Below are 13,087 nucleotides of genomic sequence, written 5' to 3' on the forward strand. Positions count from 1 at the left end.
CAGCGTGTTTAACGGGGCGCCTAAGATCAAAAGCAAGATCAAGAGCGGCTCGCTTCGCATCGTGGTTAGCGAAGGTTGCTACGGAGTAGTGCGGATACCTGCGCCTACTAGAGCAATGACCATAGAGTGCCCCCCAGAACCAACTGATCCAGCCAGAACACCTCATGCAACAACACAATCACCCAAAACAACACCTGATAAGACACCTTGCGCGTCTTGTGCCGGAACACCTGCTGAGCAATCAACGCCCCCGGCCAGCCGCCCGCCAGTTCCACAGCATGCAGAATATTTTCCGGAGTGCGCCAACTGTCGGTACGCGCCTTGCGTTTGTCGCTCCAGTAGAGGAAAAACGCGATCACGCTGACCAGGCCATAGGCAGCCAGCGGAATCACAGTCTCGCCGCGCTGCCACACCAGCACCGAGCCCACAAACGGCGCCGCACACAGCAGCACAAAGATCGCCGCCTTCAAGCGCGGCTGCTGGATCATCATGCCTTGGCCGCCGCCCAGTCGATCCAGCCGAACTGCCAGGTCGCCAGGATCAGCAAACCGAACGCAATGCGATACCAGGCAAACACCGCATAGCTGTGACTGGCGATGAACTTGAGCAAGCCCTTCACCGCGATCATCGCGAAGATGAACGAGGTCACAAAGCCAATGGCGAACACCGGCAAGTCCGCAGGCTGGAACAGGTCACGGTACTTGTAGCCCGAATACACCGCCGCACCGACCATGGTCGGCATCGCCAGGAAGAACGAGAACTCGGTGGCGGTCTTGCGCGACAGCCCAAATAGCAAGCCACCAATAATGGTCGAGCCGGAACGCGAAGTCCCTGGGATCATCGCCAGGCACTGGGCCAGGCCGACCTTGAGCGCATCTTTCCAGGTGATGTCATCGACGGTTTCAGCGTGCACTTCATGCTCGCGGCGCTCGGCCCACAACATGATCACGCCACCCACCACCAGCGCCGTGGCCACGGTGATCGGGTTGAACAGGTAGTGGTGAATCAGGTCGGCGAAAATCACCCCCAGCACCACTGCCGGCAGGAAGGCGATCAGCAGGTTGACGGTAAACCGCTGGGCCTTGCGCTGGGTCGGCAGGCCGCTGACCACTTCGAAAATCTTGCCGCGAAACTCCCACACCACCGCCAGGATCGCGCCCAGCTGAATAATGATGTTGAACGCATTGAAGCGATCGCCGGTAAAGTCGAGCAAGTCGGCGACGATGATCTGGTGGCCGGTGCTGGAAATCGGCAGGAACTCGGTCAGCCCCTCCACAACGCCAAGAATCAATGCCTGTATGGCGGTCCAAAAATCCATGCTTCCCCCAAAGGTCTTGCTCTACGGCAAGCCTCGTTAATCTTTTTAATGGTTCACTGACGACAAGACGCGGTGTTGAGTTTCAACCCCGACCTGCAAAAATCTTGTGAAAAATCAGACAGTACTCAGGTTTTCCGAATACAGGCCGAAAGCCTATCAGACAAGGCGGAAAAGTCGATGCGGCACCCACAATTATAAAAAGCACGGAGTGACAGGACGATGAACAGTTTGCGCAATATGTCGATCAGCCGGCGCCTGTGGCTGATCCTGATAGTCGCCGTGCTGATGCTGCTGGCCCTGGGTTTGCTGATGCTCAAGCAGATTCATGACGACCTGTACCAGGCCAAGCGCCAGCAGACCCAACACGTGGTCCAGACCGCCAGCGGCATTCTGACGTTTTATCACGGCCTCGAAACCACGGGCGTGATGACCCGCGAAGCCGCCCAGAAGCAAGCCTTGAGCGCGGTGCGTGGCTTGCGTTACGACCATGACGACTATTTCTGGATCAATGACCTCACGCCCGTGATGATCATGCACCCGGCCAACCCCAAGCTCGACGGCCAGAACCTCTCGGCCATCCGCGACCCTGACGGGTTTGCCGTGTTCAACGAATTCGTGATCCTGGCCAAGGCCAAGGGCGCCGGCATCGTCAACTATCGTTGGCCAAAACCAGGTGCCGAAGCGCCGGTGGCCAAGACCTCGTATATCCAACTGTTCGAACCGTGGGGCTGGATCATCGGCTCCGGTGTGTACGTCGACGATGTGCAGGCCGAGTTCAGCGGCCAGGTATGGAAAGCCTCGTTCATCGGCCTGGGGATCGCATTGGTGATGGCGCTGCTGGTCTCAATGATCGCCCGCAGTATTGTGCGGCCATTGCAGGACGCGGTGAACGCCATGGGTAACATCGCCAGCGGCGAAAGCGACCTGACTCGCAGCCTCGATACCCACGGCCAGGACGAAGTGACTCAACTGTCCCGGCATTTCAACAGCTTCACCGCCAAGCTGCGACAGGTGGTGGGCCAGTTGCAGGTGTGCGCCAATGCACTGGGCCAGTCTTCCCAGGAACTGGGCAGCAACGCGACCCAGGCCCATGACCGCAGCCAGCAACAATCCCAGCAGATGGAACTGGTGGCCACCGCCATCAACGAAGTCACCTACGGCGTACAGGACGTGGCCAAGAACGCCGAACACGCCGCCAGCGAAATGCGCGATGCACAGGCCCAGGCGCAGCAAGGCCAAGTGAATATCGACGGCAGCCTGCAGCAGATCGACCAGCTCTCCGGCACCATCAGCCAGGCGGTGGAAGTGATTCGCACCCTGTCTGCGGAAAGTACCCAGATCGGCAGCGTGCTTGAAGTGATCCGCTCGATCGCCGACCAGACCAACCTGTTGGCGCTTAATGCGGCGATTGAGGCGGCCCGTGCGGGCGAGCAAGGGCGTGGTTTTGCCGTGGTGGCCGATGAAGTGCGGTTGCTGGCCCAGCGCACGCAAAAATCCACCGCCGAGATCCAGGGCATGATCGAACGCCTGCAAGGCCACTCGGAAGCGGCGGTCAAGGTGATCAGCGACAGCCACAGCGCCTCGCAACTGACCATCGAGCAGGCCGGCCAGGCCGGTGCCAGCCTGACCGCGATCGGCCAGGCGCTGCGCAACCTCAACGGCCTCAACGCCTCGATTGCCAGCGCCACCCTGCAACAGGCCCATGTCGTGGAAGACATCAACCAGAACGTCACCCAGGCCGCCGGCCTGTCCCACAGCACCGCACTGGCGGCAGAACAGTCGAGTGTGGCGAGTGCGCATTTGCGTGGCCTGAGCGACCAACTCGATGGGCTCTTGCGCCAATTCAAAGTCTGACACCCCACTTGTAGGAGCCGGCTTGCCGGCGATAAGGCCCTTGAGACCCGCGCACTACTCAAGGCCGCCATCGCCGGCAAGCCGGCTCCTACAAATGATCATCTTTGGTTACAATCCCCGCCCTCTTCCACTCTCCCAAGGAACCACCATGTCCGGGCTTGAACTGTTCGCCGCCGCCCTCGGGGTGATTGCCGTGTGGCTGACCGTCAAGCAAAACCCCTGGTGCTGGCCCATCGGCCTGGTGATGGTGTTGCTCTACACCTGGGTGTTTTTCGACGTGAAACTCTATTCCGACATGCTGCTGCAGGTGGTCTACGCCGCACTGCAAGTCTACGGTTGGTGGCAGTGGACCCGCGCCGGCGAGGTCAAGCAAGGGCGTCAGGTCAGCAGCCTCGGCGTGCCGGCAATCATGGCCAGCCTCGCGGTGGGCGCCGTTGGCAGCCTATTGCTCGGCGCCGCCATGGCTCACTGGACGGATGCCGCCCAGCCCTGGCTCGACGCCGCCCTCACCGGCTTCAGCCTGGTGGCGCAGATGTGGATGGCGCAGAAGCGCGTGCAGTGCTGGCCACTGTGGATTGCCGTGGATGTGATCTTCGTCGGGCTGTTCCTCTACAAAGGCCTCTACCTCACTGCCGCGCTCTACGCGCTGTTCACCGTGATTGCCGTGCAAGGCTGGCGTGAATGGCGCGCCGACCCGGCGTTGCACGCATGAAGGTGGTGGTACTGGCCGGCCCGGAATCCAGCGGTAAAAGCTGGCTGGCGGCGGAACTGCAGGCGCATTTCGGCGGGTTGATGGTGGGCGAATACGTGCGTTATTTCATCGATCACCATCAACGCGACACCACCCTGGCCGACATCCCGGCCATCGCCCGTGGCCAACTGGTCTGGGAAGACGCCGCCCGCGCCCAGCAGCCGGAACTGTTGATCCTCGATACACACCTGCTGACCAACAAGCTCTGGAGCCAGACCCTGTTCGGTGACTACCCGGCCTGGCTCGACAGCGAACTGCTGGCGCGTCATTACGACCTGCACCTGTTGTTGTCGCCGGAGGATGTGGAATGGGCCGCCGACGGCCAACGCTGCCAGCCGCAACTGGCGGATCGCCGGGCGTTTTTCCAGGACAGCCTGGAGTGGATGCAGCAGCATCAACAGCCGGTGGTGGTGATTCGGGGGGATTGGCAAGCGCGCCGAGCGGCGGCGTTTGCTGCGGTAGAGAAACTACTGTAGGAGCGAGCTTGCTCGCGAAAATCGCAAGGGCACCGCGTTAAACCAGAACGCCCGCGTTACCGTTGACGTTCTTCGCGAGCAAGCTCGCTCCTACAGTGAGCAACAGCGTTTAGTAACCCAAGGACAGGCCCGTGTTGCGCCGCGGGTCATTCGCGCCATAGAAGCGGTTGTTACCCACTGGCTTACCACCCAGGGACGGCGCGCCGACCAGGATTGCCGCCAGGTGGTTGGCATCCTGTGGCCCGGCAAACTTGTGGCCCCAGCTCTCAAGGATCTTCTGGGTGTCCGGGCTCACCGCAAAGGTTTCAAGGTTGGTGGTTTCCGGCATCCATTGCTGGTGGAAACGCGGCGCGTCCACGGCTTCCTGGATATTCATCTTGTAGTCGATGACATTCAGGATGGTCAGCAAGGTCGCGGTAATGATGCGACTGCCACCCGGCGTACCGACCACCATCACAGCCTTGCCGTCCTTGGTCACGATGGTCGGGCTCATCGACGACAGCGGCGCCTTGCCTGGCGCGATGGCGTTGGCTTCACCCTGGACCAGCCCGTACATGTTCGGCACGCCGACCTTGACGGTGAAGTCGTCCATTTCATCGTTGAGGATCACCCCGGTCTTGCTCGCCATCACACCCGCACCGAACCAGTCGTTGAGGGTGTAGGTGACCGAGACCGCATTGCCCCACTTGTCGACGATGGAATAGTGGGTGGTGTTGTTGCCTTCGTGGGGCGACACGCCCGGTTTGATTGCCTGGGAATCACCGGCTTTTTGCGGTTCGATGGCGTCGCGCAGTTTCGCCGCGTAGTTTTTGTCCAGCAGATGCTCGATCGGGTTCTTCACGAAGTCCGGGTCGCCGAGGTAGCTGTTGCGGTCCACGTAGGCGTGGCGCATCGCTTCGATCTGGTAGTGCAGGCCCTGGGCCGAGTGATAGCCGAGGTCGGCCATCGGGTAGCCTTCGAGGATGTTCATGATCTGGCAGATCACTACGCCGCCGGAGCTGGGAGGCGGTGCCGAGACCACGTGGTAGCCACGGTAGTCGCACTCGATGGGCGCCAGTTCGCGGGTCTTGTACTTGTCGAGGTCAGCCTGGGTGATGATGCCTTTGCCGGCTTGGCTGGAGTCCACCAGGGCCTTGGCGACCCAGCCTTTATAGAAACCGTCGTTGCCCTTGGCCGAGATTTCCTTGAGGGTCTTGGCCAGGTCTTTCTGCACCAGCTTCTGGCCGACCTGCATCGGCTGGCCGTTGTGCAGGAAGATCCCGCGCATGTCCTTGTCTTTTTCGAACTCGCCGGTGGCGGTGTGCAACAGGTCGATATCGCCCTGCTCCAGCTCGAAGCCGTTTTCCGCCAGCTTGATCGCCGGGGCGATGACTTGGGCGCGCTTCAGGGTGCCGTATTTGCTCAGGGCCAGTTCCATGCCCGAGACGGTGCCGGGCACGCCTACGGCCAAGTGCCCCTTGGCGCTGAGGCCTTCGATGACATTGCCGTCTTTGTCCAGGTACATGTTGGCGGTGGCCGCCAGCGGGGCTTTTTCGCGGAAGTCGAGGAAGGTCTTGCGCCCGTCCGCCAGTTGCACGGTCATGAAACCGCCGCCACCCAGGTTACCCGCCGCCGGGTACACCACCGCCAGCGCGTAGCCCACGGCCACGGCCGCATCGACCGCGTTGCCGCCGGCCTTGAGCACATCCACGCCGACATGAGTTGCCAAATGCTGGGCCGTCACCACCATGCCATTTTCACCGGCCACCGGGGCCTGCGACGCGGCGTGCACACCACTGACTGTCAAGACCAGGGCGGTGGCGATCAGGGTACGGCTGAAGGGTTGGTATTTCATCGATGGCTACTCTAGTTATTGAGACGCACCAAAATAGCTCCTCCCGGATCCAATCCCCAGCGCAATGACGCTTTTGTTACAGAACTTGTCGGTCACAGAACGGACGCGAAAAGCCCCATGCTATATTTCGCGCCCAGACTGTCTGACCAGGCACTTTCACATGGCGATCAAGAAGACCGGCATCCGCGCCCAGCAGGCCGACCAGACCCGCGCGCGCATCCTGCAGGCGGCGGTCAAGGTGTTCACCCGCGACGGTTACTCCGGCGGGCGTGTCGACACCATCTCCAAGGCAGCGGATTCCAACGACCGCATGCTCTATTACTATTTCGGCAGCAAGGAACACCTGTTCGTTTGCGTGCTGGAACACACCTACGAGCAATTCAACAAAGCAGAAAGCAAGCTCAAGCTGAACCTGGACGCACCGGAGCAGGCGCTGCGCGACCTGGTGGCGTTTATCTGGCATTACTACATCAAGCACCCGGAATTCGTGGCAATCCTGAGCATCGAGAACCTGCACCAGGGTAAGCACGCGCAACAGTCCGGCGAGATGCGCAGGTTGTCCGGGGAAGCGGTCGGCGTGCTGCGCCCGATCATCGAGGCGGGCCAGGCCCAAGGCGTGTTTCGCCGGGACGTGGACCTCAAGCACGTGTACTTGATGATCGCCTCGCTGTGCTACTTCTATAACTCCAACCGCCACACCCTCAGCTCGTTCCTCGGTGAAGACCTGGCAAACAAAGGCCAGCAACAGGATTGGCTGGGGTTTATCAGTGACTTGGTGGTGCGCGGCGTGACACCTTAATGGGTGCCTGGATTGGCGCGAAAATGCGCCACCTTCTGTTCCAGGCCCTTCCACTGTGGCGCATTCGGCGCGAACTTGCCGCGAAGGTAGGCCGCCAGATCCGCCACCTGACTATTGGACAAACTGTCCTTGAACCCCGGCATGTACCCCAGATCCTTGGTCGCCGGGTTGCTGATGCCTTGCAAAATCACCTTGATCAAATTATCCGGCTGATCACTGTGCACGTTGGTATTGGTCGCCAACGACGGGCTCACCCCAAACAGCTTCGGCCCCAGGCCATCCGCATGGCAGGCCTTGCATGAACCTTCGAACACTCGTCGGCCATTGGGGTTCGGCACACTGGCCGCCGCAACCACCTGGGCCTCGGCAGCCGCATCACCGTTGAGCGAGGCCAGGTACACCGCCATCGCGCGGATATCCGCCTTGGGCAGTTTCGACAATTCACTGACCACCGGCCCCATCGGGCCTGCCGCCACGCCATGGGCGTCGGAATAGCCGGTGCTCAGGTAGCTAAACAGTTGGTCTTCGGTCCACGGTGTCGGGGCCTTGGACAAACCATTGAGGGCCGGCGCCTCCCAACCATCGACCCTGCCACCGGCAAGGAAGGACTTACCGCCCTTCTCCGCCCCCATCAGGTTGCGCGGCGAATGGCAGGCGGCGCAGTGGCCCAGGCCGTTGACCAGATAATTGCCGCGATTCCATTGTTCACTGCGCTCAGGCTGCACTGAGATTTCACCGCGTCGCAGGTTCAGGGCATTCCAACCTGCCATCAACGGCCGCAGATTGAACGGAAAGCTCATCGCATTCGGCGTCGGCGCCTGGCTCACCGGGGCCTGGGACATCAAATAGGCGTACAGCGCTTGCATGTCTGCATCGTTGATATTGCGAAACGCCGTGTAGGGAAACGCCGGATACAGATTGCGCCCGTCACGACCAATGCCGTCGCGCATCGCCCGCTCGAACGCCGGGTAGGACCAGGCGCCGATGCCGGTCTTCACGTCCGGCGTGATATTGCTGCTGTACAGCGTGCCGAACGGCGTTTCCATGGCCAATCCACCGGCATTGGTCGCGCCACCGGGCGCCGTGTGGCACACCGCGCAGTCACCCACCGCCGCCAGCAACCGTCCGCGCTCCAAGGTCGCCTTGGACCAGATGCCGGCGCTGGGCGGTGCAATCGGTGCGATTTCACTGTGGAACGGCCAGGCCGTCGCGAGCACCGCCCCCAACGTGGCGAACAGCGCACCAAACCACCATTTGCGGCGTTTCTCCGGCGACTTGGCAGGCTCGCCCAAGCTGCCCGCGCTCAATGCCGCCAGCACTCGCTCCGGGGTGATCGGCAGTTCGCGAAAACGGATGCCGGTGGCGTCATAGATCGCATTGGCGATTGCTGCTGCACTGGGCACCGAGGCCGACTCGCCGGCGCCCATCGGCGGCTGGTCCTGGCGCGGCATCATCATCACGTCAATCTTTGGCACTTCGGGGAAGGTCAGGATCGGATAACCGCCCCACTCCTTGCTCGCCACCGTCGACTCTTCAAAGGTCACCCGCTCCTTCAACACACGGCTGGTGGACTGGATCACATTGCCGTGGATCTGATGCTGCACCCCGGCCGGGTTGATCATCATGCCCGAGTCATGCCCGATCACCACGCGGGTCACCGACACATCGCCGGTCTGTTTGTCGATGGCCACATCCGCCACCCACGCCGCCCAGGCCGCACCGAAACCAGGGAATTTGCTGTGGATATAGCGCGCATAGGCGAAGCCACGGCCACGCAACAGGTGATCCTCGTTCGCGGTTTGCATCGGCGCCGTGCGCGGCACCCAGTTGGCGCGTTCGGCGGTGGATTTCACCAAGTCGATGGCGCGCTCGTCCTTGAGGTAACGCAGGCGGTATTCCACCGGGTCGACGCCGGCGGCGAAAGCCAGTTCGTCGATATAGGATTCGTGGGCAAAGGTGTTGGGCAAGGCCGACACACCGCGCATCCACGAGGCGCGCACGATGGGCGCCATGTCGTTGATGGTCACGCGCATATCGTCGATGTCGTAAGGCGGGATCGAGGTGCGGTCGCCCATCTCGAACATCGCCGCCACCGGCTCGACACGGCCGGTCAGCAACAGCGCCAGGGTCGGCGCGCCATTGGAGGGGTAGCTGGTTTCAAAGTCGTAGGCGGCGATGCTGCCATCGGCATTGAGGCCGCCATCGACATCCATCAGTTGCGCGGTGCCCTTAGGCTCCCATAGGTGTTCCTGCTCGCGGGTCAATTGCACGCGCACCGGTTTGCCCACCGCGCGGGACAACAGCAAGGCATCGGCGCACACATCATCCGCACAATTGCGCCCGTAGCAGCCGGCGGCTTCCATGCGGATCACATCGATCAGCGCTTCATCGCACTCCAGCAGCCATGCCAGGTCGGCCCTCAGCAGGTGCGGGTTCTGGCTGCCTGACCACACCCGGCTGCCGGCTGGCGAATAATCCGCAACGCCGCAGGAGGGGCCGATCGAACCGTGCATCTGGTACGGCCAGAGATAACTGCGCGGCATGCGTTGGCTGGCGCCTGCCAGGGCCTCGTCGACATTGCCCTGGTCAAGCACGGTGCGGCGTACGCGAGGATTGTCGCGGATCGCCTGCTCGACATCACTCATGTCCGGTAAAGCGTTGTTCCAGGGTTTCCAGTGCACCTGCAATTCGCTGGCGGCCTTGACGGCCTGCTCTTCTCGCAGTGCCACCACGCCGACAAAATCGCGGATCACCACCACCGCGACGATGCCAGGGATATGCGCGATGGACGCTTCATCCACACTCAACAGGCTGTTGCCGACAAAGTCGCCGCAATCGAGCCCGGCATACGGCGGGCGAATCACCCGGCCATGGAGCATGCCCGGCACGCGCATGTCGTGTACGTAGGTCAGCTCGCCAGTGGCTTTGCCGGGGATATCCACTCGCGCAGCGCCCTTGCCCACCAGCCGGTAGTCCTCGATGGGTTTGAGCGGGGCGTCACCGCTGATGCGCAGTTGGTCATGCTGGCCGCTGACCAGTTCGGCATATGTCGTGGAGCGCCCATCTGCCGCGTGAATGACGCCAGCATCGACCTTCAGGCTGGCCGTGCTCACACCCAGGCGCCCCGCCGCCCGCGCCAACAGGAAACGCCGCGCTTCGGCTGCGGCATTGCGCAGGGGCACCGCGGATATCTGCAAGGTTGCACTGGCGATGGTCGCCCCTTGGTTGGGCACACGCTCGGTGTCGCCGAGCACCATCTTCACCTGCTCCATCGCCAGGTCGAGCTCTTCGGCGACGATCTGCGCCAACGACGTGCGAATGCCGGTGCCCAGGTCCACATGGCCATTGAACGCGTACACCAGACCATCATCGTTTACCGCAATGAACAGCCCCAGCTCCTTAGGTTTCACGGTGGGCGTGCCGCCCTTGGCCACCGGCCCAGAAGGCGGCAACACATCATCGACAATCAACAAAACGCCGGCCTTGGCCAGCCACTGGTCACGGGAAAGGGGGGTGTCGGTCATGGTCATCAATCCACGGTCATCAGGCGGGCCGCACGCAACACGGCGCGCAGGATTTCGATATGGGTGCCGCAACGGCAGAGGTTGCCCGACAGCTCGTTGCGCACCTCGGCTTCGCTGGGGTTGGGGTTACGGTCGAGCAAGGCCTTGGTGGTCATGATCATGCCGTTGAGGCAGTAGCCACATTGCGCGGCCTGTTCGTCGATGAAGGCTTGTTGTACCGGGTGCGGCGCCTGGCGCGAGCCCAGGCCTTCAAGGGTGACAATTTCGCGGCCTGCGGCACCCGACAACGGAAACACACAGGAACGGGCCGCCACCCCATCGATGATCACGGTGCACGCACCGCACTCCCCGAGGCCGCAGCCGTATTTGGGGCCATTGAGTTCCAGGTCATTGCGCAGCACCAGCAACAGCGGCGTGTCCGCCATGGCGCTGACGTCGCTTTTTTGCCCATTGACCTCAAGCGTTACCGTGATGTGCTGGCTGATCATTCGCTTCGCCCGTAACAGTTGGTGAAGTAGACACTACATCAAATAGTCAAAAAAAAGCGTCGTGGACCTGGGGTCTCACGACACACTTGACGAATGAAGTGGCTACTACATGAACTCAGAGCAAGATCAATGCCAGCGGGGATTAATCCTGCGGGTCGTCGATCATCTTGCGCAACAGGAACAGCACCGCAACCCGTTCGGCCGGGTTGAGATTGCTCAGGGTCAATTCGGTGATCTGCGCGGCGCGCGGCGCGGTCTGGGCGACCAGTTCGGCACCTGCCGGGGACAAGTCCACCACCACTTTGCGCTTGTCCTGCGGGTCCGGCTCCAGGCTGATCAGTTCCTTGGCCTTGAGTCGCTCGACGATGCCGCGAATGGTCGCCTGGTCCACGGCCGTGGCCTTGACCAGTTCGGTCAGGGAGCTTGCACCGTGATCGCGCAGGGCACACAGGGTGACGAACTGCACGGCGGTGAGCTGGGAGTCGCCGACATTCTGCTGAAAGATCGCCAAGTGGCGCTGGTAGGCCTTGCGCAACAGGTGGCCGACTTGTTCAGAAAAGACGTAGGAATCTGGCACGGCGGGGCTCGGTGGGTGGCTAACGATGGGGATGCATATTAACCCTGTAGGAGCGAGCTTGCTCGCGAAGGTGGTCAACGATAACGCGGGGAACCTGGCTCCCCGCGTTGTGATTGCGTTTTTCGCGAGCAAGCTCGCTCCTACAGGGGTGGGATGGTCAACGGGCCAGGGAGGCTGGCGGGGCGACGACGTCACCGGCGATGACCACTGCTTCATCATCCAGGTACACATCGCAATTGCGCAGCGGAATATCCATATGGCACGGCGTCTTGCGTGTCCCGCCCACTTCGGTATTCGGCCCGGTGGAGAACAGGAAGTTGCCATAGAACGCCCGCGCGTCCATGCACATGCCGTCGTTCTTGTCGTGCAAGCCCATGGCCGTCCACTGTGCCCGTGGCTGCAGGCCCCAGCCGATGTGGGAGATGCCGTACACCTCAGGGTCGTTGAAGTACTTCATGTAGTCACGCAGGTACTCGGCCTCGAATCCCCCGTGGATCTTGGTGATGAAGCCCTTCTCGATCTCCAGGGTGATCTTCTCGCGGGTATAGGTCTTGAATGGCAGCAGGATGTCGCCGATGTCCAGCACCAGCACGCCTTCGGCGGTTTCTTCGTTGGGCCAGGAGAACAGGAAACCACTCGGCCAATGATCCCAGCGCCCCGGTTCATCGGCAAAACCGTATTCGGTGACCGACGGGTACTGCCCCAAGGCCGCGCGGAAGTCACTGCCGGCACGGGATTTCACGTGGATTGAGCGTGCCTTTTTCAGCAACTGCTCGGCCGCCAGCACGCGCACTTTGTCTTCTTCGGTCGGCAGCATGCGCGCCAGCACTTCGGGCGGCTCCACCGCCAGCAGAATGCGCGTGCCGGTCTTGAGGATCTGTTCCTGCTCCGGCGAGTGCAGCAGCATCATGGTGTCGACGATCAGGTCGGCGGCCTCCAGGGCACGCTGGGCGGCGATATTGCCGGTAAGCGCAGTGTCGCCGCAGTAGGCGGTCATGTCATTGCCCATCGCCCTGGGATGGTTGAACGACGGTAACTCCACCGCATACACCTTGGCCCCCAGGCGCTGCGCAGCATCCATCGCGGCACGCACGGTGCGCGGGTCGGAGTAATGGCTCTTGAGCACGGCAACGCTCTGGGTCGGGTCGACCTTGGACAGCGTCAACACGTGTTCAAACATCTGGGTCAGTTCGCAATCGCTTACCGGCATTTTCCTGTCTCCTGTGGGACTGCACCAAGTTCAGGCACTGCGCTTCACTCTAGTGCGTTTTTTATAGCGTATACGCCATTTAATAACGATAAGACCCGAATTGTCGGCAGACTGCAAGCGGCGCACCAAAACGTTACCTATCGAAACAATCCCCGTATTTATTAGCTACATCACGTTACATAGGATAATGACGGCCAAAAAATAAATTCATGCAGAGAGGCTTCCAATTTAAAAATATGAGCGTATACACTTTAAA

Annotated in this window: 11 protein-coding genes; 4 read left to right on the forward strand and 7 right to left on the reverse strand. The window is 61.4% G+C overall.

Going from position 1 to position 13,087, the window contains the following annotated elements:
* Window positions 1-107: 107 nt before the first annotated feature.
* The gene (locus HX868_RS19345; protein WP_177004031.1) at window positions 108-491 is read right to left on the reverse strand and encodes a DUF1294 domain-containing protein; all 384 of its coding nucleotides are present in this window, start codon (window positions 489-491) and stop codon (window positions 108-110) included.
* Complete coding sequence (locus tag HX868_RS19350) at window positions 488-1,318, reverse strand: undecaprenyl-diphosphate phosphatase (RefSeq protein WP_095016067.1); 831 nt, start codon at window positions 1,316-1,318, stop codon at window positions 488-490. The genes HX868_RS19345 and HX868_RS19350 overlap by 4 nt, the downstream gene beginning before the upstream one ends.
* A gap of 219 nt (window positions 1,319-1,537) precedes the next feature.
* On the opposite strand from HX868_RS19350, the gene HX868_RS19355 reads away from it, so the two are divergent.
* The 3 genes from HX868_RS19355 (at window position 1,538) to HX868_RS19365 (ending at window position 4,399) form a co-directional block, all read left to right on the forward strand.
* Window positions 1,538-3,172, forward strand: coding sequence for a methyl-accepting chemotaxis protein (locus tag HX868_RS19355; RefSeq protein WP_177004032.1), 1,635 nt, complete (start codon window positions 1,538-1,540; stop codon window positions 3,170-3,172).
* Between the two features lie 148 nt (window positions 3,173-3,320).
* Window positions 3,321-3,884 carry a nicotinamide riboside transporter PnuC gene (gene pnuC / locus HX868_RS19360; protein WP_016977988.1) on the forward strand — a complete coding sequence of 188 codons (564 nt, stop codon included), beginning with the start codon at window positions 3,321-3,323 and terminating at the stop codon, window positions 3,882-3,884.
* On the forward strand, window positions 3,881-4,399 hold the full coding sequence (locus HX868_RS19365) for an AAA family ATPase (protein ID WP_177004071.1): 519 nt from the start codon (window positions 3,881-3,883) through the stop codon (window positions 4,397-4,399). The genes pnuC and HX868_RS19365 overlap by 4 nt, the downstream gene beginning before the upstream one ends.
* Before the next feature lie 109 nt (window positions 4,400-4,508).
* Here the strand turns inward: HX868_RS19365 and ggt are convergent, their stop codons facing one another.
* Window positions 4,509-6,233: a gamma-glutamyltransferase gene (ggt, locus tag HX868_RS19370; protein WP_177004033.1), complete on the reverse strand. Its 1,725-nt coding sequence runs from the start codon at window positions 6,231-6,233 to the stop codon at window positions 4,509-4,511.
* Between the two features lie 160 nt (window positions 6,234-6,393).
* Between ggt and HX868_RS19375 the strand changes: the two genes are divergently transcribed.
* Window positions 6,394-7,032 carry a TetR/AcrR family transcriptional regulator gene (locus tag HX868_RS19375; RefSeq protein ID WP_177004034.1) on the forward strand — a complete coding sequence of 213 codons (639 nt, stop codon included), beginning with the start codon at window positions 6,394-6,396 and terminating at the stop codon, window positions 7,030-7,032.
* Here the strand turns inward: HX868_RS19375 and HX868_RS19380 are convergent.
* From HX868_RS19380 to HX868_RS19395, 4 genes are all read right to left on the reverse strand, one after another.
* Complete coding sequence (locus HX868_RS19380; protein WP_177004035.1) at window positions 7,029-10,556, reverse strand: molybdopterin cofactor-binding domain-containing protein; 3,528 nt, start codon at window positions 10,554-10,556, stop codon at window positions 7,029-7,031. The genes HX868_RS19375 and HX868_RS19380 overlap by 4 nt on opposite strands.
* 5 nt (window positions 10,557-10,561) lie before the next feature.
* Window positions 10,562-11,044, reverse strand: a complete 483-nt coding sequence (locus tag HX868_RS19385; protein WP_177004036.1) for a (2Fe-2S)-binding protein — start codon at window positions 11,042-11,044, stop codon at window positions 10,562-10,564.
* 142 nt (window positions 11,045-11,186) lie between these two features.
* The gene (locus HX868_RS19390) at window positions 11,187-11,621 is read right to left on the reverse strand and encodes a MarR family transcriptional regulator (protein WP_177004037.1); all 435 of its coding nucleotides are present in this window, start codon (window positions 11,619-11,621) and stop codon (window positions 11,187-11,189) included.
* Between the two features lie 157 nt (window positions 11,622-11,778).
* Window positions 11,779-12,831, reverse strand: a complete 1,053-nt coding sequence (locus HX868_RS19395; protein WP_078048281.1) for a 2,5-dihydroxypyridine 5,6-dioxygenase — start codon at window positions 12,829-12,831, stop codon at window positions 11,779-11,781.
* Window positions 12,832-13,087: the final 256 nt, after the last annotated feature.

The sequence above is a fragment of the Pseudomonas reactans genome (genome assembly GCF_013385825.1).
Taxonomy (GTDB): domain Bacteria; phylum Pseudomonadota; class Gammaproteobacteria; order Pseudomonadales; family Pseudomonadaceae; genus Aquipseudomonas; species Aquipseudomonas reactans.